General features: G+C 72.4%; 17 protein-coding genes. 4 read left to right on the top strand and 13 right to left on the bottom strand.

Annotation, left to right across the window (positions count from 1 at the left end; all coding sequences use genetic code 11):
- Positions 1–124 precede the first annotated feature (124 nt).
- The 5 genes from NZH93_RS01415 to NZH93_RS01435 are packed head-to-tail and all read right to left on the bottom strand — an operon-like array spanning position 125 to position 6,342.
- A complete protein-coding gene (locus tag NZH93_RS01415; protein WP_259621013.1) occupies positions 125–1,219 on the bottom strand; it encodes an LLM class flavin-dependent oxidoreductase in 1,095 nt (364 codons plus the stop codon).
- Positions 1,216–2,871 (bottom strand): ABC transporter ATP-binding protein, encoded by a 1,656-nt coding sequence (locus NZH93_RS01420; RefSeq protein WP_259621014.1) that lies wholly within the window; start codon positions 2,869–2,871, stop codon positions 1,216–1,218. Before NZH93_RS01420 ends, NZH93_RS01415 begins: the two co-directional genes overlap by 4 nt.
- Positions 2,850–3,692, bottom strand: a complete 843-nt coding sequence (locus NZH93_RS01425) for an ABC transporter permease (protein ID WP_259621015.1) — start codon at positions 3,690–3,692, stop codon at positions 2,850–2,852. The genes NZH93_RS01420 and NZH93_RS01425 overlap by 22 nt, the downstream gene beginning before the upstream one ends.
- A complete protein-coding gene (locus NZH93_RS01430) occupies positions 3,689–4,666 on the bottom strand; it encodes an ABC transporter permease (RefSeq protein WP_259621016.1) in 978 nt (325 codons plus the stop codon). Before NZH93_RS01430 ends, NZH93_RS01425 begins: the two co-directional genes overlap by 4 nt.
- A 14-nt stretch (positions 4,667–4,680) precedes the next feature.
- Positions 4,681–6,342, bottom strand: coding sequence for an ABC transporter substrate-binding protein (locus NZH93_RS01435; RefSeq protein WP_259621017.1), 1,662 nt, complete (start codon positions 6,340–6,342; stop codon positions 4,681–4,683).
- A gap of 155 nt (positions 6,343–6,497) precedes the next feature.
- Here NZH93_RS01435 and NZH93_RS50470 point away from each other — a divergent pair, with 155 nt between their 5' ends.
- Complete coding sequence (locus NZH93_RS50470; RefSeq protein ID WP_259621018.1) at positions 6,498–8,786, top strand: molybdopterin-dependent oxidoreductase; 2,289 nt, start codon at positions 6,498–6,500, stop codon at positions 8,784–8,786.
- Here the strand turns inward: NZH93_RS50470 and NZH93_RS01445 are convergent.
- The 3 genes from NZH93_RS01445 to NZH93_RS01455 form a co-directional block, all read right to left on the bottom strand.
- Positions 8,779–9,960, bottom strand: a complete 1,182-nt coding sequence (locus tag NZH93_RS01445) for an acyl-CoA dehydrogenase family protein (protein ID WP_259621019.1) — start codon at positions 9,958–9,960, stop codon at positions 8,779–8,781. The genes NZH93_RS50470 and NZH93_RS01445 overlap by 8 nt on opposite strands.
- On the bottom strand, positions 9,957–11,177 hold the full coding sequence (locus NZH93_RS01450) for an LLM class flavin-dependent oxidoreductase (RefSeq protein WP_259621020.1): 1,221 nt from the start codon (positions 11,175–11,177) through the stop codon (positions 9,957–9,959). The genes NZH93_RS01445 and NZH93_RS01450 overlap by 4 nt, the downstream gene beginning before the upstream one ends.
- An 82-nt stretch (positions 11,178–11,259) precedes the next feature.
- On the bottom strand, positions 11,260–12,159 hold the full coding sequence (locus tag NZH93_RS01455; protein WP_259621021.1) for a LysR family transcriptional regulator: 900 nt from the start codon (positions 12,157–12,159) through the stop codon (positions 11,260–11,262).
- Positions 12,160–12,365: 206 nt separating this feature from the next.
- Between NZH93_RS01455 and NZH93_RS01460 the strand changes: the two genes are divergently transcribed.
- Positions 12,366–12,905, top strand: coding sequence for a flavin reductase family protein (locus tag NZH93_RS01460; protein WP_259621022.1), 540 nt, complete (start codon positions 12,366–12,368; stop codon positions 12,903–12,905).
- Positions 12,906–12,912: 7 nt separating this feature from the next.
- Here NZH93_RS01460 and NZH93_RS01465 read toward each other — a convergent pair whose 3' ends face one another.
- The 3 genes from NZH93_RS01465 to NZH93_RS01475 all read right to left on the bottom strand — a co-directional run bounded on the left by NZH93_RS01465 (position 12,913) and on the right by NZH93_RS01475 (position 16,502).
- Positions 12,913–13,305, bottom strand: coding sequence for a nuclear transport factor 2 family protein (locus NZH93_RS01465; RefSeq protein WP_259621023.1), 393 nt, complete (start codon positions 13,303–13,305; stop codon positions 12,913–12,915).
- Positions 13,306–13,409: 104 nt separating this feature from the next.
- The gene (locus NZH93_RS01470) at positions 13,410–14,396 is read right to left on the bottom strand and encodes an ADP-ribosylglycohydrolase family protein (protein ID WP_259621024.1); all 987 of its coding nucleotides are present in this window, start codon (positions 14,394–14,396) and stop codon (positions 13,410–13,412) included.
- 81 nt (positions 14,397–14,477) lie between these two features.
- Positions 14,478–16,502, bottom strand: coding sequence for a glycosyl hydrolase family 28-related protein (locus tag NZH93_RS01475; protein ID WP_259621025.1), 2,025 nt, complete (start codon positions 16,500–16,502; stop codon positions 14,478–14,480).
- A 245-nt stretch (positions 16,503–16,747) separates the two neighbouring features.
- Between NZH93_RS01475 and NZH93_RS01480 the strand changes: the two genes are divergently transcribed.
- Positions 16,748–17,296: a PadR family transcriptional regulator gene (locus tag NZH93_RS01480; protein ID WP_259621026.1), complete on the top strand. Its 549-nt coding sequence runs from the start codon at positions 16,748–16,750 to the stop codon at positions 17,294–17,296.
- Here the strand turns inward: NZH93_RS01480 and NZH93_RS01485 are convergent.
- On the bottom strand, positions 17,251–18,234 hold the full coding sequence (locus tag NZH93_RS01485; protein WP_259621027.1) for a MucR family transcriptional regulator: 984 nt from the start codon (positions 18,232–18,234) through the stop codon (positions 17,251–17,253). The genes NZH93_RS01480 and NZH93_RS01485 overlap by 46 nt on opposite strands.
- A gap of 117 nt (positions 18,235–18,351) precedes the next feature.
- Between NZH93_RS01485 and NZH93_RS01490 the strand changes: the two genes are divergently transcribed.
- Positions 18,352–19,200, top strand: a complete 849-nt coding sequence (locus NZH93_RS01490; protein WP_259621028.1) for an NYN domain-containing protein — start codon at positions 18,352–18,354, stop codon at positions 19,198–19,200.
- Between the two features lie 9 nt (positions 19,201–19,209).
- Here NZH93_RS01490 and NZH93_RS01495 read toward each other — a convergent pair whose 3' ends face one another.
- On the bottom strand, positions 19,210–19,947 hold the full coding sequence (locus tag NZH93_RS01495; RefSeq protein WP_259621029.1) for a class I SAM-dependent DNA methyltransferase: 738 nt from the start codon (positions 19,945–19,947) through the stop codon (positions 19,210–19,212).
- Between the last annotated feature and the right edge of the window lie 9 nt (positions 19,948–19,956).

Here is a 19,956-nt window from a genome sequence, read left to right on the forward strand (position 1 = left end):
GGCATCGATCCACCGAAACCGAGGCCTGCCCAGTTCGCCGGCGCAGCCGGTTCTGACCGGCGGTCTCAAGCACAGGTCGGCAGCGCGAACCCCTACCGGCCGGCGTGCGCCCCACCCGACGGCCTCAGGTCGCCGCCGTCCAGTCGAGCGCCGACGGCGCCGTCGCGGCGAGGTCGGTGAGCAGCCGGTCGTTGGCCTCCAGGCCGAACGCGGGTGGCAGGAAGAGGACCACCTCGTCGGCCGCGGCGATGCCGGGGTCCGCCCGCACCGACTCGGCGACCTCGTCGGGGGTGCCGTGGAAGACCGGGCTGACGCGGAGTCCGGGCGGGAGGGTGCCCGTGACGACCGGGTCGAGCGCTCCCTGCGGGCGGGAGGCGTGCATGCCCTCCGTGCGGCGCTGCCGGTCGTAGGCGGCGTAGGTGTCCCGCAGCTCGGCGGTCGGACCGGGCAGGATCGACGCGGCCACGGCGACCGGAGGTGGCTCGGTGCGGTGCTTCTCGCGCCACGCCGTGCGGTAGGCGTCGATGAGGCGGGCCTGGTACTCGCCGAACGTCTCGCCCTCGGCGAGGTCGTGCAGCACGGTCCCGGTGATGAGGCCGATGCCCAGTTCGGCGGCCCGCAGCGCGGAGTTCAAGCTGGCCGCGCCCTGGCGGACCCGTGACCTCAAGCCGGGGCTGTGCGGGGTGACCTTCAGCTCGGTGCCGACCGGGGCGCCCTGGCCGGGACCGTCGACGGTGTGGAGCACCTCGCCGCCGACGGCCGCCAGGAAGACCCGTTGCCTGCGTTCGGCTTCGGTGCGCGCGTCGGTGTCCACGGCGCCGAAGACCGCGTCGAACGCGGCGTTGGCACCGGTGGCGACGGCCAGTTCGAGGCGATGGCCGCCGACCAGCAGGTCGGTGGTGCCCGCCGCCTCGGCCAGCAGGACCGGGTCCTGGTAGCGCATCGGGAGGACGGCGGTGCCCAGCGCGATGCGGTCGGTGTGCTGGCCCGCCGCCGCGAGGAACGGGAGCGGCGAGGAGAGGTAGTGGTCGAAGTGCCGCTGGTAGACCCACCCCGACTGGTAGCCCAGTTCCTCGGCCGACCTGAACAACCGCAGGCCGTCGCGCAGCCCCTGCTCGGGACCACCGTCGTCGGTGAACGACACCCTGGTGTTGAACCCGAGCCGGAGCTTCGGGCGGAAGGTCGGCGCCGGGCGGGCCTCGGACTGGGCGGCGGTCAAGAGACTCCTCCTGAGACGGTCCCGGCCCCGACGGGGATCGAGTCGACGAGCGCGCGGGTGTAGGGGCGGCGCGGGTCGTCGAACACGGTCGCGACCGCGCCGCTCTCCACGATCCGGCCCCGGTGCATCACCGAGACGGTGTGCGCGAGCTGGCGCACCAGCGCCAGGTCGTGCGAGACGAACACGTAGGTCAGGCCGAGTTCGGCCTGCAACGACAGCAGCACCTCGACGATGCCCGCCTGGACGCTCACGTCCAGCGCCGACGTCGGCTCGTCGAGCACGATCACGTCCGGGCGAAGCACCAGCGACCGGGCCAGCGCGACCCGCTGCCGCTGCCCACCCGAGAGGGCGCCCGGCTTGCGGGACAGCAGGTTCTCACCCAGCCCCACGGAGTCGAGCGCCTCGCGCACGCGGTCCGCCCGCTCCCGGCGGGTCCCGACGCGGAAGCGGTCGAGCGACTCCCCCACCAGGCGCTTGACCGTCCACGTGGGATCGAGGGAGGTGAAGGGGTTCTGGTACACCAGTTGCAGGTGCCTGCGGATCGAGCGCAGCTCCGCGTGCGACCGCCCGGTCACCTCCTCGCCCGCCACGGTGATGGTGCCGCGGTCGGGCTCCTCCAGGCCGAGCAGCAGGCGGATGGTGGTCGTCTTCCCCGAGCCGGACTCGCCGACGAGCGCGTGGGTGGTGCCCGCCTCGACGGTGAACGACACGTCGTCCACGGCGACCAGCGCGCGGCCGTCGACGGTGAACGACTTCGTCACGCCGCCGACCTCGATCTTGGGCCGCTCGCCCGTTCCGCCCGCCGGGCGTTCTCGCAGGTGCCGGTAGCGGTCGGGGTTGAGCGCGGGGACGTCGGCGTGCAGCTTGCGGGCGTACTCCGACGACGGCGAGGAGAACACGGACGCCGTGCCGCCGGACTCCTGCACCACACCGTCCTTGAGGACGACCAGGGTGTCGGCCCGCTCCGCGGCGATGGCCAGGTCGTGGGTGATCAGCAGCAGGCTGATGTCCAGGTCGCGGCGCAGGTCCGAGAGCAGGTCGAGGATGCGCTTCTGGATGGTCACGTCGAGCGCCGACGTCGGCTCGTCGGCGACGATCAGCGCGGGTCGCGGCAGCACCGTGAGTCCGATGAGGACTCGTTGGAGCATCCCGCCGGAGAGCTGGTGCGGGTAGGAGTCGTAGACGCGGCGGGGATCGTCGAGCCCCACCTGGGCGAACGTCTCCAGCACCAGCTCACGGTGCCCGCCGGGCTCGTCGAGGAGCGCGGCGGCCTCGCGCGCCTGCGAACCGACCGTGCGCACCGGGTTGAGCGACGTGCTGGGGTCCTGCGGCACGAACCCGATCCGCCTGCCGCGCAACGACCGGAAGCGCCGCTCGGACAGCGACAGGACGTCCTGCCCGTCGAACTCCACCAGTCCCCTGGCCCGGCCCGTCCCCTCCGGCAGCAGCCTGAGCACCGCGCGGGCGATGGTCGACTTGCCGGACCCGGACTCGCCGATGAGCGCCAGGCTCCCGCCGCGCCGCAGGCCGAAGCTCACGTCGGTGACGACCTGGTTGTCGCCGTAGGAGACGGAAAGCCCTTCGACGCGCAGCAGGGCGTCGTCGGCGGGCGCGGTGACCCGGTCGAGGGTCAGTCGGTCTTGCGGAGCCATCGGCTGATCCTGTTCACGGAGAGGACGGTGGCGATCGTGACGAGCGCGGGGGCGTAGACCAGCCACTGCGCCAGGGGGTAGTCCTTGCCGATCGAGATCAACAGCCCCCAGTCGGACGCGGGCGGCGGGTCGCCGTACCCGAGGAACGCGAGCCCGGCGATGATCAGGATCGACAGCCCGAACTGGAGCACCGCGAGCATCAGCACCGAGCGGGACGCGTTGGGCAGCACGTGCCGCACGAGGATGTGCCACCGCGACCCGCCCTGGAGGTAGGACGCCTCCACGAACACCGCGCGGCGGGTCTTGAGCACCTCCGACCTCATGACCCTGGCGAAGACCCCCACCGCCGAGACGCCGGTGGCGATGGCGGCGTTGATCGTCTCGAAGCCGAGCGAGCTGACGACCACGACCGCGAGCAGGAACGACGGGATCGCCAGGAGCACGTCGACCAGCCGCGCGAGCACGGCGTCGACCCAGCCCCCGACGAACCCCGCGATGAGCCCGATCAGCCCGCCGACCAGCACCCCGATGCCCACCGCGACCAGCGCGCTGGTCACCGAGGACGCGGTGCCGTGGACGACGCGGGCGAACAGGTCGCGGCCCAGGTGGTCGGTGCCGAACCAGTGGGCGGTGCTCGGCCCGAGGAACTTGTCCGCCGGGACGCCGCGAGCCGGGTCCTGGCCGGTGAACAGGGTCGGGACGAGCGACCACAGCAGCACGAGCGCCAAGACGGCGAACGAGGCGACGACCGTGGGCGGGAACCGCGAGGCCTGGCCTCGACGGATCACCGGCCGGGCGCGGGAGAGGGCGGAGACGCTCATCGGGCCACCTCCGCCTTGTCACGGGGCTTGGCGCCGCCGAGCCGCACCCGCGGGTCGAGCAGCGGGTAGGCGAGGTCGGCGACCAGGTTCACCACGACGAAGATCACCGCCGCGAGCGTCACGACGGCTTGCAGCACCGGGAGGTCCTGCGTCGTCACGGACCGCTCCACCAGGCTGCCGATGCCGGTGCGCCCGAAGATCTGCTCGGTGATGACGGCCCCGCCGAGCAGTTCCCCGACGGTCAGCGCGACGACGGTGACGACCGGCAGCGCCGACGGCTTGAGCAGGTGCCGCAGGAACAGCCCGGTCTGGCCGAGCCCGCGGGACCGGGCGACCGACGCGTACTCCTGTCCGGCCTCGTGGTCGAGGTTGGCGATGAGCACCTCGGCGACCTGGGCGGACACCGGGATGCCGAGGGCGATGGCGGCGAAGAACGTCGCCAGGCCGCCCTCGGAGTCGATCACCCGGAACAGCCCGAGCTGGAACGCGAAGACGTTGATCAGCACCAGGCCGATCACGAAGTTCGGCACCGACAGGAACAGCGACGGGAACGCCCTGAGCAGGCCCTGCCCGTAGCGCTTCGGCAGGTAGCGGGTGCCGAAGCCGATGGCGAACGCCAGCACCAGCGCCACCACCAGCGCCGACCCGGCGAGCAGGAGCGTCGACCCGAGCACGTCGCCGATCAGCCTGCCCACCGGCAGCCCCGACCGGAGGGAGATGCCCAGGTCCCCCACCAGCAGCCGGGACAGCGAGTCCCACAACTGCTCGTACACCGGGCGGTCCAGCCCGTAGTAGGAGACGATCCGGGCGATCTCCTCCTCGGTGAACCCGTTCTGCGGGTTGCGCAGCGTGTTCGTCACGGGGTCGCCGGGCAGCACGCTGATCACGACGAACGTGAACACGTACGCCAGCAGGATCACGACGATGGCCTGGAGGACGCGCCTCAGCGCGTACCTCGCGTAGTCGCGGTTCACGGCGCCGCCCGCCCTCAGCCGAGCCAGGCGGCGTAGTAGTTGGCGTACGCGATGCCGTTGTAGCTGACGCCCTGGAGCTTCGGCGACTGGAGGTAGATCCGCTGCACGATCTGCGTGAGCGGGACGAAGTAGCCCTGCTGGAGCACGTGGCCCTGGAGTTCGTCGAGCAGCGGGGCGCGGGCGTCGACGCTCTCGGCGCTCGCCACCGAGGAGGCGAGCTGGACGAGCTTCTGGTCGGTCTGGCCGAGCCCGAACCAGTTCTCGCCCTTGTTGGCGTCGGTCAGGACCCCGGCGACGATGCCCGCGTCGATGAAGCTCCTGGTGACCTCGTACGCGGCCACGCTCGGGCTGCCGATCTTGACGCGCTCGCCGTAGGTCACGACGTCGAACGCCTGGATGTTCACCTTGAAGCCGATCTTGCCGAGCTGCTGGGCGATCAGCTCGTCGACCGACTTGGACGTCGCCAGGTAGGGGTTCGCGTAGAGCATCAGCTCCAGCGGCTTGCCGTCCTTGGCGCGGACGCCGTCGGCACCCTTGACCCAGCCCGCCTCGTCGAGCAGGCCGTCGGACTTGGCCGCGTCGAACGCGAAGTCGGCGCTGTGGTCGGTGGCGCCGGGAACGTTGCTCTGGAACAGGGACTGCGGGGCGAGCCAGTCCTCGGTGTAGACCGTGGAGATGATCTCCTTGCGGTCGATGCCGTGCTGGAGCGCCTGCCGGACCTTGACGTCGTCGAACGGCGCGATCCTGGTGTTGACGGCGAACCCGTTGACGAACCCGAGGTAGCGCGGGGTCGCGGTGGTGAAACCCTGGTCGGAGAACGACTTCAGCTCCTGCGGGGACGGGTTGTAGGCCACGTCGGCCTGTCCCGACTGGACGGCGGAGGTGCGCACCGAGGGTTGGGCGACCAGCTTGTAGGTGATCGAGTCCAGGTAGGCCGCTCCCTGGTGCTTGAGCGCGGCGGGGGCCCAGTTGTAGTCCTCGCGCTTCTTGAGGACGACGCTGTCGCCCTCCTTCCACGAGGAGAGGACGAACGGGCCGCTGCCCAGGTCGTTCGCGAGGTCGGCCTGCTGCGCGGCGGGCAGCGCGATGGTCTTCGGTGAGACCAGGATCGAGCCGTGGTAGCCCAGGGTGGGGATGAAGCCCAGCGTCGGCGCCTTGAAGAACACCTTGACCGTGGCCGGGTCCACGACCTCGGCGTGGTCGTAGGTCTTCGGGAACAGGCCGATCGGGTTGATGCCCCTGGTCGCGTCGCCCTTGGCCCAGATGTCGAGGTTCGCCAGGACCGCGGCGGCGTCCACCGGTGTCTTGTCGGAGAACGTGACGCCCTTGCGCAGGTGCAGCGTGAACTCCGTCGCGGTGGTGTTCTGCTCCCAGCTCTCCGCGATCCAGGGGCTCACCTCGCCCTTCTCGTCGACGTAGACGAGCTTGTCGGTGAGGTGGCCCCAGATGTGGCCCTGGAAGCTGGAGATGGCGCTGTTGTTGGGGATCCAGGTGTCGCCGAGCGAGTCGATCAGGAACGTGATGTCCCCACCGGACCTCGGTTCGCCCGATCCTCCCGTGTTCGCCGCGACGCCGGGCCCACAGGCGGCCAGGGCGACGACGGTGGCGAGGCCAACGATCATCCGCAGTGTGCGGCCGGGGGGTCGGACGCGGCGTGCCGCGCGGGAGGTCTTCACGGGGCTTTCTCCTCGGGACGATGTGGGGCGGGCTTCCCCGAAATCTAGGAGCGGGCACCTCGCGGGGTCCAAGACGAAATGGGGATCGGAATCCATCGAGGACTCTGATCGACGCCCACCGCTGATCCGGACGGCGGGTGGCTAGCATCGTCGTGGTGAGCCGGAAGCAGGAGACCAGCGCCCACTGGGGGACCTACCTGGTCGAGGTGTCCGCCGACGGCCGCGACGTCGTCGCCGCCCGCGCGCGGCCCGACGACCCCGACGCGGCACCCGCCATCGGCAACGTCGCCGACGCCCACCGCCACCGTTCCCGCGTGGCGCGGCCCACCGTGCGCCGCCGCTGGCTGGAACGCGGCCCCGGCCCGGACACCGATCGCGGCGATCCCGAGGACGCTTACGTCGAGGTCGGGTGGGACACCGCGCTCGACCTGCTGGCCGGTGAGCTAGACCGGGTCAGGTCCACGTTCGGCAACCAGGCGATCTTCGGCGGCTCGTACGGCTGGGGCAGCGCGGGCAGGCTGCACCACGCGCAGAGCCAGCTCCACCGGTTCCTCAACACGATCGGCGGCTACACCCGCTCGGTCAACGACTACAGCCGCGGCTCCAGCGCGATGCTGCTCCCCCACCTCGTCGGCGCGCGGGCGGCGCTCGACCTGCGGTACAAGCCCGCCTCGTGGGCAGATGTCGCCGAGCACACCGACCTGCTCGTCACGTTCGGCGGCGTGCGGCGGTCGAACACCTGGGTGGTGCCCGGCGGGCACGCCCGGCACGTCGGGTCCGACCTCGTCCGGGCGGCGGGCCGCACCACGGAGGTCGTGGCCCTGTCCGCGCAGCGCGACGACGCGTTCGCCGAACTCGGCGCCGAGTGGGTGGGCGTCATGCCGGGGACCGACACCGCGGTCATGCTCGCGCTGATCCACGTGCTGGTCGTCGACGGCCTCGCCGACGACGCGTTCCTCGCCGCCCACACCGTGGGGGCCGACGAGGTCCGCCGGTACGTGCTCGGCGAGGCGGACGGCGTGCCGAAGACACCGGAGTGGGCCTCGGCGATCAGCCGGACGCCCGCCGCGGTGATCCGCTCGCTCGCCCACCGGATGGCGGCCGGGCGCACGCTGGTCAACGTCGTGTACTCGTTGCAGCGCGGCGAACGCGGCGAACAGCCGATCTTCGCCGGGTTGACCCTGGCGGCGTTCCTCGGGCAGATCGGCCTGCCCGGCGGCGGGTTCGTCCACGGCTTCGGGTCGATGGGCGACTACGGGGTGGGGGTCGCGGGGGCTCCGCTGCCGACGTTCCCCCAGGGGCGCAACGCCGTGGCGGACTTCATCCCGTGCGCGCGGATCAGCGACCTGCTCCTGCTGCCCGGCTCGGAGATCCCCTACAACGGCGGGACGCTGCGGCTCCCGGAGACGAAGCTCGCCTACTGGGCGGGCGGGAACCCGTTCCACCACCACCAGGACCTCCGCCGACTTCGGCGGGCACTGTCCACACTGGACACGTTTGTGGTGCACGAGACGCACTGGACGCCGACCGCTCGGCACGCGGACGTGGTCCTGCCCGTCGCGAGCACGCTGGAGCGCGACGACGTGGCCGCGGGAGCGGGGGACAGCAGGCTGCGGGCGTCACCCCGCGCCGTGCCACCTCGTGGTGAGGCGCGGGAGGAGCTGTGGATCTACACGGAGCTAGCCCGGCGGCTGGGGGCGGACTTCGCCGAGGGGTTGGACTCGCGGCAGTGGTTGGAGCGGATCTACGAGGAGTGGCGGGCCGCGCCGGGGTCGCCGCCCGCGCCGCCGTTCGAGGAGTTCTGGCGCGACGGGGGCGTTCCGCTGCCCCAGAACCCCTATCGGGACACGGTGTTCGCCGATTTCCGCGCTGGTCAGCCGTTGGGGACGCCGAGCGGGCGGATCGAACTGTTCTCGGCGACGCTGGCGGAGTTCGGGCTGCCCGACGTCGCCGGGCACGCCGAGTGGCGGGAGCCGACGCAGTGGTGGGGCTCCCCGCAGGCCGCGGAGTTCGACCTGCACCTGCTGTGCAACCAACCCTCGCACCGGCTGCACAGCCAGTTGGACATGGGGGCCGCGAGCCGGTCGACCAAGGTCGCCGGGCGGGAGCCGGTGCGTCTGAACCCCGCCGACGCCGCCGCCCGTGGGCTGGTCGACGGGGACGTGGCGCTGGTGCGCAGTGCTCAGGGGAGCCTGCTGGCCGGGGTGGTCGTGACGGACGCGCTGGTGCCCGGTGTGGCGCAGATGCACACCGGGGCGTGGTTCGACCCGAGTGCGCCGGAGGTCGCGGACTGCGTGAACGGGAACGTGAACGTGCTCACCCGCGACGTGGGCACGTCGACGTTGACGCAGGCCACGAGCGGCGCGCACGTGCTGGTGGCGATCAGCCGGTACGACGGGGTGGTGCCGCCGGTTCTGGCCTATGAACCACCGGTGATCACTTGAGAACTCGCTTCCCCGCCGCGACCAACGCCGTGTCCTCCTGGGGTGGGTGGACGCGGACGCACAGGACGTCGCGCAGGTGGCGTTCGAGGGAGTTGCGGCGGGACAGGGCGGGGTTGCCGAGTGCGGCGACCGCCGTCTGCACGGCCGCCACGACCGCGCGGGCGATGGCCACCTTGAGCACCGACAGGTGGGGGGTGATCGTCGTGTCGCCGGCTTCGAGGCGCAGCAAAGCGCCGTGCAGCAGGGTTTCCGCCTGGGCGATCTGGAGGTCGATCTCACCCGCGACCGCCTGGATCCGTTCGGTCGTGGCGATGGGTCGGCCGAGCGCGGCGGGCACCCGTGACCGGGCGAAGTCGGCGAACGCCCGCCTGGCGGCCTTGGCGACGCCGAGGTAGAGCGCCGGGTGGCCGAAGCTGCCCGGTCCCGCCGCGGCCGCCGGGTCGCGGTAGACGCCGTCCGCTCCACGGGGGATCTCGATGAACGCGTCCGCGGGCAGCTCGACGTCGGAGTAGACGACGTCGTGCGTGTTGGAGGCTCGCAGACCGAGGTGGTCCCAGGTGTCGACCCAGGTGATGCCGGGCAGGTCCCCGGCGACGATCACGTGGCCGACGCGCGGGGCGTCCGGGTCGCCGTCCGGCTCGTCGGCCACCGCCCACACCACGTGGTAGGCCAGCGCCGCGCCGCCGGTCGCGTAAGCCTTGTGGCCGTTGAGGATCCAGCCGGACGACGTGCGTCGGGCGGTCGTCTTCGGCAGGCCGCCGCGAGCCGGGGCGCCGAGTTCCGGTTCGGCGCGGATCGCGTTGACCGGGGCGGGCCCGCGCACCGAGCGGGCGAGCACGTCGTCGTAGAGCGCGGTCGGCCAGTGCACGTTCGCGGCCTGGGAGGCGTGCGCCATCAGCGTGTTCGCCACGATCAGCGCGACGGACGGATCGCCCTCGCCCAGTGCGGTCAGGACGCGGGCCGTCTCGCGGGCGCCCAGTCCGGGGCCGCCGTACCGCTGTCCGACGGTGGCGGTGAGCAGGCCCGCGCGGTGCGCGACCTCCAGGCCCCGCACCGGCACGGCTCCGCTGTGGTCGTACTCCGCCGCCGTCTCGGCGACCTCCGCCGTGACGGCCGCGAGCGCCTCGTCGGACAGGTCGGGAACGGGCAGCGCGTGCACCTCGGTGGTCGTCACGCCCGGCCCGCCGTCGCGTACCGCCGGTAGTCCTCCGCGTAGTTGCCCAGGTGCTCGGCCTGGAGCGTGCCGCGCCTGCCGGTCGCCTTCCGGTGGGCGATCTCCTGGCGCACCAGGGGGAGCACGTGCTTCCCGTAGTCCACGGCGTCGGCGAGCGTGTCGTAGCCGCGGATGCTCACCAGGTCCGCGCCCGCGTCGACGTAGTCGAGGATCGCGGCGGCCACGGTCTCCGCCGAGCCGACCAGTGCCGTCGACGCGCCGCCCGCGTTGGTGACGGCGGCCGTCCGGGTCCACAGCGCCCGGTCGTAGAGGTCGGCCTTCTCCGCGAACGACAGTGCCCGCTGCGAGCCCACGTTCTGCGGCACGCCCTTCTGCTGGAGGGCCTGCTTGCCGTAGGCGAGCCTGCTGTAGGTGTCGGCGATCTTGGCGACGTACTCGTGCGCCTTCTGCCAGGCCAGCTCGTCGGTCTTCGCGACGATGGGCCGGAACGTCACCCAGATGCGGGGCAGAGTCGTGCGGCCGGAGGCACGGGCGATGGCCCGCACGCGCTCGATCTCGCCGCGCAGGTCGTCCAGCGGCTCGCCCCAGAAGCTGAAGATGTCGGCCTTCTCGCCACCCACCTGGAAGGCCTCGTCCGACTGGCCGCCGATGGAGATCGGGATCGGCGAGTCGTAGGGCGCGAAGCCGGGGCCGAACTCGTCGAACCGGTAGAACTCGCCGTCGTGGCTGAAGGGCGCGGGCTCGGTCCACGCGCGCCGCAGCAGGTCGATGTACTCCGAGGTGCGGGAGTAGCGGCGGTCCTTGGGCAGGTAGTCGCCCTGGCGGGCCTGCTCGGCGACGCTGCCGCCGGAGATGAGGTGGACCACCGCCCTGCCCTCGGTGAGCTGGTCCAGCGTGGCGAGCTTCTGGGCGCCGACCAGCGGGAACGTCGTGTTGGGGCGGAGCGCGACGATGGGTTTGATCCGCTCGGTGAGCTGGCCGACGGCCGAGGCGAGGACGAACGAGTCGGCGGTGCCGGAGCCGTAGGGCAGCAGCGTGTAGTCGTAGCCGCCCTCTTCGAGCGAGCGGACGTAGGTGCGGAAGTACTCCAGGTCGATGCCGCGGGTCGGGATCGGGTTCAGCTCCGTCGACGGGTTCAGGTGCGACAGGCTGATGAACTCGACCTCCTGAGAGGCGGACTCGGGGATCTGCTGGCCGAATGCGGGTGCGCTGGTCACGCACCGAACGTAGGTCGGCACCCGGACGGGCGTCCAAGACAAGTGCGCGATGGATTCCCATAGGTCCGCGTTATGGACGGGGTCACGCCCCCTGCGCGGCGGTGCCCGCGGGCGGCACGAGCTGGAGGTGGGGGCGCTGCGCGAAGAACTCGACCCCCGCCGACAGCGCGGTCCGCTCCACCTCGGCCGCCAGGCCGCGGCGGGCGACCATCCGCAGGTGCGTCGTCCCCGCGTCGGGCAGGTCGCCGCAGACCGTCAGCCCCGACGGCCGACCACCCGCGCTCGGCAGCAGCGCGACGCCGAGACCGGCCCGGACCCCGGCGAGGACACCCTCCAGCGTCGTGGACTGCGCGGTGACCTCGACCCGGTGCCCCTCGCCGGTGAGGACCGACAGCGCCCGCTCCCGGAGCCCGCACGGCTCCTCGAACGCGATCAGCGGCCACGTCTCGCCGGGGTCGCGCGGCCTCCACCCCCGTGCGGTGTACCAGACCAGCGGGAGCCGTCCGACGACGTGCCCGGCGCCCTGCCCGCCGGGGTCGAGGACGAACGCGAAGTCGACCGCGCCCTTGCCGACGGCCTCCGCGAGCTGGGTCGACCGGCCGATCTCGAAGCGGGTGGCGCAGTCGGGGAACGCGGCCTGGAGCGCCCGGATCATCTCCGGCAGGATCTGCTGGGCGCTGTGCTCCGTGGAGCCGACGACGATGGTCCGGTCGCGCTCCGCCTCCAGCCGGTGCAGCGACGCGTCGTGGACCTCGATGATCCGCCGCGCCTCGGCCAGGACCCGCTCGCCCTCGTGGGTGAAGCGCATGGTGCGCCCGTCCCGCTCGAAGAGCTTGCGCTTGAGGCCGCGTTCGAGGAGCCGGACGTGCTGGCTCAACGCGGGCTGGCTGATGTGGCGCACCGCGGCGGCCTTGCCGAACCCACCGCACTCGGCGATCGCGATCAGCGTGCGCAGGTGTTCGAGGTCCAGCGAGGTCGTCATGCGCCGATTAGAGCCGATCGGAGCAGCGTTCGAGACCCCCGACCGGCATGTGGGAACACCCCGCCCGCCCTTGCCAACCCATCACGCGCCCGCATGGGAAGTGATCGCGAAAGGCGCTTGGACGCGCGGGAGGGCCGCGGGCGAAGGTGGACGGGCCGGTCCCGCCGTCGGCCGGGAGGCCGGGGTACCCACCGATTGGAGTTCCGATGGGCCTTCGCACCGATCTCCCCGGCTCGGGGGAACCGCGCGGCGACGCCGTCCGCGCCTCTCCGGGCGGACTGGACCCCGTTCGGCTGCGCGCGGCCTTCGGCGCGTTCCCGAGCGGGGTCGTCGCCGTCGCCGCGCGGGTCGACGACCGGGTCGTCGGCCTGGCGGCCAGTTCGTTCACCTCGGTGTCGCTGGACCCGCCGCTGGTGTCGTTCTCGATCGCCACCGCCTCCAGGACGTGGCCCGCGCTGCGCCGCGCCGACCACCTGGGCGTGACCGTCCTGGCCGACCACCACGACCTGGTCGCCCGGCAGCTCGCGGGCCCGGCCGACGCGCGGTTCGACGGGCTGGACGTGACGTTCGGCGACGGTGGCGCGGTCACCCTCGCGGACGGGATCGCCTGGTTCGACACCACGATCGACCGCCACGTCGAGGCGGGTGACCACACCATCGTCCTGCTCCGGCTGCACGCCGTGGCGCACGCGGAGGGGTCACGGCCGCTGGTGTTCCACCGCAGCGGGTTCGGGCTGGGCCGGTAGCCCCGGCTCAGGCCCGCGCGGCCTCCTCGGCGATCCGGCCGAACTGGGCGCCCATGGCCTCGGACAGGGCGACGGCGGCGGAGAGGGGGCGGACCATGACGGTCAGGGAGTCGATCAGCCCGTCCTCGTTCACGTGCAGGAAGTCGCAGCCGTTGATCTCCTTGTCGCCGACGCGGGCGGTGAACACCAGCGCGTGGTCCTGGCTGTCCGGAGCGCCGATCTCCCGCACGTAGCGGAAGTCGGTGAAGACCCGGAAGACCCCGCGCAGGATCGCGGCGGTGATCGGCTTGCCGGGGTACGGCGCGAACGCCACCGGGCTGGTGAACACGACGTCGTCGGCCAGCAGCGCCTCCAGGGCGTCGAGGTCGCCTACCTCCACGGCTTTCCGGAACGGGTGCATCAGCCCTCCATGGTCACTTTGTTGACTAGTAAAATCTAAGATTAATCATCAAGGTGCAGCGTCGTCTAGGTGGCTCCGCGCGTCTGGACCCCCAGCCGCTGAACTCACACCCCGGACGTAAGCGCGGCCAGTTGGTCCGCGTACTCGATGCGGGCCACCCAGTCCTGCGGCCAGGCGGCCAGACCGTGCGCGGCGCCGACGAACGCCCCGGCCAGCGCGGCGATCGAGTCGGAGTCGCCGCTGGTGCGGGCGGCCCGCACCACGGCGGCGACCGGGTCGTCGGCGTGCCGGAGGGCGCAGTAGAGGCCGGTCGCCAGCGCCTCCTCCGCGATCCAGGCCGCGCCGGTGGCGAGGCACGCGTCCTCACCGTCGTCCGGCTCGCCCAGCGCGGCGACCAGCGTCTCCAGGGCCGCGGCGCACTCGTCCCAGCCGCGGGCGATGAAGTCGGCGGACGTGGTCGCCCCCGGCACCTCCCACAGCGTCCCCAGCCAGTCCTCCAGGTAGACCGTGCGCCGCTCGGCGCAGCGCCGGAGCAGCGCGGCGGGCACGTCGGCGAGGGCGAGGCCGTCGACCAGCAGCCGCGTGGCGTACGCGGTGAGCTCGGACGCCACCAGCGCCGTGGGGTGACCGTGGGTCATCGCGGCCTGGAGCTGGGACACCCCGGCGAGCACGTCGAGGTCGAGCCCCGGCACCAGGCCGACCGGGGTGACGCGCATGTTCGCGCCGCACCCCTTGGACCCCGTGACGGTCGCGTCGACCCACGGCAGCCCCTCCGCGAGCCCACCGACCGCGCGCAGGCACGTCATCCCCGGCGCGCGGTTGTTCTCCGGGCTGCGCGCCCACGCCACGAACCGCTCCCGCAACCGCGGCTCCAACGCCTCGGCGGTGTACCGGTCGACCCCGTGCAGCGCCCAGGCGACCGCGAGCGCCATCTGCGTGTCGTCGGTGACCAACGCCGGATCACCGTCCAGGTCGGACGGTCCGGTCGGCCCGAACCGCGCGTCGATCTCGGTCACGCCGAGGAACTCCGTCGGCTTGCCGAGCGCGTCCCCGAAGGCCAACCCGTACAACGATCCCGCGATCCTGTCCATGGTCGGCGACCCTACGTGGACCCGGACCGCCCACACCCGAAGAGGGGGCCGGTCGCCCGGCCCCCTCCGCCTACCCGAGCGTCACCACGCGGACGGCGCGGGCGGTGGGACGACGGGCGGCCGGTCGTCGCAGGTGATGGTGTTCGGCAGTTGCCACGGCGCGAGCCAGCCGCCGTCGTTGCCGCCGCGGTCCGCGAGCGAGAACTCCGAGCCGGCCGGGGTGAAGTTGAACGACCCGCAGTTGTTCACGCCGACCGCGCCGACGTTGCGGGCGTCCACGTTCTCGAAGGACGCGGACCCGGCCGCGCGGGCGCTGACGACCGACGTGCCGGTCCCGTCGACCCTGATGTCCTCGAAGTGGACACCGGTGATCGAGTACCGGTCCTTCACCGGGAAGTCGGTGACCAGCATGACCGCGTTGTAGGTGTTGTCGAGGAAGTGGTCGCCGACGACCTGGACGTCGGCGTTGATGTCCTGGTCCAGCGCGTAGAGCCAGATCGCGCCGAGGCCGATCTTCCAGTTCAGCTCGAACGTGCCCGCGCGGACCGTGGTGTTGTCGGTGATCCGCACGTAGCCGGTGAACGGCTCGGCGCCGAAGCGCGACCCGACGTGGATGCCGCTGCCCTCGCGGACCGGGTCGGCGACCAGGTTGTTCGAGACGGTGGTGTCCGTGCCGCCGTAGAGGGCGATGCCGTTGGCGAGGGTCGGCGTCTGCACGGTGTTGCGGTCGAAGGTGTTGCCGGAGTTCTGCGTCCTCTCCGACCACATCGCCAGGCCGTCGTCACCCGAGTTGCGGACGAAGTTGTTCGACACCAACGACTTCGTCACGCCGGTGTGGAAGTTGAGGCCGTCGGCGACCTGGTCGACGATGATGTTGTCGCTGACCCGGACGTTGGTCATCGGACCGTCGAACCACAGACCCACCTTGGTGTGCCGGATGTGCAGGCCGCGGATCGTCGAGTCGCTCATCGCTCCCCCGACGCCGTTGACCTGGTCGGTGTCGACGCGCTCGCGCACGTCGCCCTCGATCGCGAACCCGGACAGGTGCACGTTCCTGCTGCCGCCTGCGGAGGCGTCCTTGCCGTAGAAGCCGACCCCGGTGTGCACCGACCCGTCGGGAGCGGGCGTGCTCAGCGCGACCTCACGGCCCTTGACCACCGTGTGCCAGTTGCCCGCGCCCTCGATCGTCACGTCGTCCACGATGATGTGGCGGTTCACCTGGAACGTGCCCGGCGGCAGGTAAACCTTGCGGTGCAAGCGCTTCGCGACGGCGATAGCCGCGTCGAAGGCGTTCGCCGAGTCGCGGCGGCCGGTCGGGTCGGCGCCGAACAGCAGCACGTTCACGGCCCTGAGGTCGACGTGCGGCAGGCCGACGAGTTCGGAGTCCAGCAGATCGATCACCGTCCACGCGGCAGCCGTCCCGGTCGGTGCGGTGAGCCGCACCTTGGCACCCGCGGCGTAGGTCCGGTCCAGCTTGACCCGCAGTTCGTCGTAGAAGTGGGTGGGGCGGAACGGGGTCGTGATCACCGGGGCGGGCGTCGTCTGCGAGGGGACGCAGGAGCACTCGGTGATCCACCAGTCCGGGTGCAGCAGGCCCGCGTTCGGGTCGTTGGAGAACGGGTACTGGTTGTACAGCCACGAGTACTGCGACGTGAGGGTCGCGGTCTTGTCGTGCCGCCCGTTCACCGACACGTCGAGCGGCGCGGTGATGCCACCGCCGTTCGGCGCGTCCGGGATGCTGTACCGGACGGTGATGGCGTTGGCCCGGCCGGGCAACGTGAACTCCACGTGCTGCCCCGGCGCCAGCCTGACCGCCTGGCGACCGGACGCCTCCGCGGGCAGCGTGTACGCCGTCCGGTCGGGACCGATGACGGTGCCGTTCGTCGCGGCGTTCTCCGCCTCCTGCTCGACGAAACCCACCTTCGCGCCCCGGCCCTCGACCAGGGTCGGCGCCAGGGCGGCGCGCGTGACGACCGGACCGGCCGCCGCGACCGCGGTGCCGACCGGGCAGAGGCTCGCGGTGACCACCACCGCCGCCGCGACCGCGAACCACCGCGACCGCCCGTGGGAACGCCTCGCAGCAACTCCACTGGTGCTCCGTGACATCAGGGACTCATTTCTTCAGCTTCTCGGGGACGGACCGTCCGGCGACAGGGTGAGACGACCTTAGGATGCGGTTCGACTACCCACAAGAAGCTGTAAGGAAGTTTCGTATTTTAGCTTCCTATTTGCACAACTAGCCAAGTTTCTTGCGCGGACTTGCCGCAACCACCGGCGAGGACGCGGTGCCTCGCGAGCGGCCGGACCCGAAAATGCCCGGAGGCGAACGGTCGCCGCACTAGGCTCCGCACATGGAGCTGGCGTTGCCGGAGTGGACCGTGCTCGCGCTGCTGAGGGAGCAGCCGAGGCACGGGTTCGCCATCGCGGCGCTCACCGCGGCAGGCGGCGCGGTCGGCAGGGTGTGGTCGGTGCCGCGGCCGATGGTCTACCGGGCGTTGGGGCGACTGGAGGACGCGTCGCTGATCGCCCCCACGACCCAGGAGTCCGGGCCCGGACCGCAGCGGACCGTCTACGCCCTCACCCCGGCCGGGCACGCGGCGGTCGACGAGTGGCTGGGGCAGCCTGCCGAGCACGTCCGGTTGCTCCGGTCGCACCTGCTGGTCAAGCTGGCGCTCCTGCACCGCCGCGGCCTCGATCCCCGTGACCTGCTGCGGGAGCAGCGCGTCGTGCTGCGACGGGTCGTGGCGGCCATCGAGACCGACCGGGGTGAGGGGTTCGACGCGGTGCTGCTGTCGTGGCGCCACACCAACGCGACCGCCGCGCTGCGGTTCGTCGACGACCTGGCGGGCGACCGTCAGCGGATCAGCCCGGCCCGCCTGCGGACCCAGGACTGCGACTGACCGCACTCGGCGGCGATGGCCTTCCAGCTCAGACCGGCCGCGCGGCGGTCGGCGAGGTACTCGGTCACGTCCGCGAAGCCGAACCGGGTGGCCACGGCGTCCGCCCGGTCCCGCAACCCGCGGCGCGCCGCCGCGTGCGAGACGGGGGTGAGGCCGTGCCGGGTCAGCGCGGTCCGCACGGAGGTGCGGCTCAGCCCCGTCTCGGCGGCGATGGCCTGCACCGACCGCGCCCGCCCCAGGTGTCGGTCGCGCAGGTACTCGGGCACGGTGGCGAAGCCCAGGTCGGCGAGGACCGGCAGCCACGGCGCGTCGAGGCGCAGGACCCGCGCCCGTGACGCGATGGCGACGGCGGTGTCGGGGGCGACGGTGGCGAGGTGGCGGGACAGCCAGTCCTTGTGCAGCCCCGCTTCGCGGCTGATCGCGGCCAGGCTGCGCCCCGCGAGCACGCGGTCGGTGACCAGCGCGCCGATGTCCGGGAACCCGAGTTCGGCCGCCACCTCGGCCGCGGCCATGCGCAGCCGGTCGAACGCGCGGCGCCGGATGGCCGCGTTGCGCGCTTCCGGCGAGATCGCGGCCAGGGCGCGCAACGTCTTGGCGCGGCGCTGCTCGGGGTGCCGCCGCCCGCGGGCGGCCCTCGCGGCGGCCTCGGTCAGCGCGCCCGACCGCGCTCGCTCCTGCCCCTCCTCGCACCACGCCCGCACGACGGGATCGCTCGCCCGCCGCCTGCGCAGGGAGTCGGCCCGCAGGCGCCGGGTCGTCTCGCCCTCCAGCGGAGCGTTCCGCTCCAGGCCGAACTCGCGGCGGTAGGCGGGCTCGTCCACGCCGTGGGCGCGCAGGTGCGCCAGGACGGACCTGAACCAGTGGCCGCACAGGTGGCACAGGACCCGGTCACCGTCGTGCACGACCGAACCGATCGGCGCGTGGTCGGCGAGGGTCACGGCAGCACCTCCACTAGTCACAGTGAGACTAGAGCAGCCGCGGACGGGGGTAAAGGCCCGTCGGGCGGTGGCCATGGCCCCGGAGCCCGCGACCGGGTGCGGGGTAAAGTCCGTCCGGTGGGTCGGATCGCGCGCATCGGGGTGTTCTACGACGGCACCTGGTTCGCCTACCTGAGCGACTTCTACGCCACCGCGCACCAGCGGGCGGCGAGGATCTCGCTCGACGGCTTCCACGACGCGCTGCGCTGGTACGTCCACGCGGAGACCGGCCGGCCGCTCGACGACTGCGTGCTGCACGAGGCGCACTACGTGCGCGGTCGCATCCAGACACCCGCCGCGTCCTTCGACCACGTCCTGACGGCGGCCGGGATCACCCGTCACGACCTCCCGCTGCACGGCGGCAAGGAGAAGGGCGTCGACGTCCACTTCGCACTGGAGGCGTGGGACCGCGCCACCTCCGTGCCGCTCCAGTGGGTCGTGCTGATCACCGGGGACGCCGACTTCTCCCCGCTGGCCTCGAGGCTCGCCGATCGCGGCGTGCGGGTGGTCGTGCCGGTCGTTGACGTCCAGTCCTCCCCCGGTTCACCGCCGCCCGCCTGGACCCCGCGCACGGCGGCCCCGCTGCGCGCGGCGGCGACGGCCACGCCCTCCTTCGACGCGCTGTTCGCCCCGACCGACCGCCGCGACTACCCGTTGCGGCACCCGTTCGTGCGGTCCACGGAGGCCGTGGCCTCCCCCGTCGGCGCGCCGCGGGGCAGGCGGCGCGGCACCGTGAGCGGCTGGCGGGCCGGGCAGTCCCACGGGTTCATCACCGACACCCGCGGCGGCTCGTGGTTCGTCTCGCGCGACGACCTGCCCGAGGACCACACTCCGCTCCCCAACGGCACCCCGGTGTCCTTCACCGGCTCACCAACGCCGACCCCCGGCCGGAAGTACCCGCGGGCGTACTCGATCCGCCGCGAGTGACCCCCTCGGTCAGGTGAGGGGTTTCTCCCAGATCGACACGTGACCGCGGCTCTCGCTGGTGAACGGCCTGCCCGTCCAGTCCTCCCAGCGCTCGCGCGGCCGCAGCCCGGCGAGCTGGGCCATCAGGTCGAGCTCCGACGGCCACACGTACCGGAACGGGATGGAGCGGTACTCGCCGCGGCCGTCGACCACCTCGACGTAGTTGGAGTTGGTCGCCTGGGTGGCCACGTCGTAGACGTCGAACGCCCACCCCGTCGGGCTGACGTGGAACGGCACGACGTTCTGACCCGGCGGCAGCCTGCGCAGCTCGGGGACCAGCACCTCGACGACGAAGCAGCCGCCCGGCTCAAGGTGGGCCGCGACGGTGCGGAAGCAGTCGACCTGCGCGGCCTGCGTCGTCAGGTTCATGATCGTGTTGAAGACCAGGTACGCGACCGAGAACGTCCCGTCCACCCTGGTCGTCGAGAAGTCGCCGATCGTCACCCCGATCTCGGCGCCGCCGGGTTTGGCGCGCAGCCGGGCGACCATCGCGCGGGACAGCTCGACACCGTGGACGGGGACACCGCGCCGGGCCAGCGGGAGCGCGAGGCGCCCGGTGCCGACACCCAGTTCCAGCGCCCGCCCGGCACCCGCCAGACCTGCCAGGACGGCGACCGCCGGGTCCACCACACCGGGCTCGAACTCCGCGGCCGACGACTCGTCGTACCGCGCCGCCACGCTCTCCCCGAAGTACCCGTCGTCGTCCACGACCCGACC

The sequence above is a fragment of the Umezawaea endophytica genome (assembly GCF_025061645.1).
In the GTDB taxonomy this organism is placed as follows: Bacteria; Actinomycetota; Actinomycetes; order Mycobacteriales; family Pseudonocardiaceae; genus Umezawaea; species Umezawaea endophytica.

Coding starts and splice junctions, on each gene's coding strand:
- NZH93_RS01420 (WP_259621014.1), bottom strand. CDS start 2,871: ATGGCTCCGCAAGACCGACTGACCCTCGACCGGGTCACCGCGCCCGCC.
- NZH93_RS01425 (WP_259621015.1), bottom strand. CDS start 3,692: ATGAGCGTCTCCGCCCTCTCCCGCGCCCGGCCGGTGATCCGTCGAGGC.
- NZH93_RS01455 (WP_259621021.1), bottom strand. CDS start 12,159: ATGACGACCTCGCTGGACCTCGAACACCTGCGCACGCTGATCGCGATC.
- NZH93_RS01460 (WP_259621022.1), top strand. CDS start 12,366: ATGGGCCTTCGCACCGATCTCCCCGGCTCGGGGGAACCGCGCGGCGAC.
- NZH93_RS01465 (WP_259621023.1), bottom strand. CDS start 13,305: ATGCACCCGTTCCGGAAAGCCGTGGAGGTAGGCGACCTCGACGCCCTG.
- NZH93_RS01470 (WP_259621024.1), bottom strand. CDS start 14,396: ATGGACAGGATCGCGGGATCGTTGTACGGGTTGGCCTTCGGGGACGCG.
- NZH93_RS01475 (WP_259621025.1), bottom strand. CDS start 16,502: ATGTCACGGAGCACCAGTGGAGTTGCTGCGAGGCGTTCCCACGGGCGG.
- NZH93_RS01480 (WP_259621026.1), top strand. CDS start 16,748: ATGGAGCTGGCGTTGCCGGAGTGGACCGTGCTCGCGCTGCTGAGGGAG.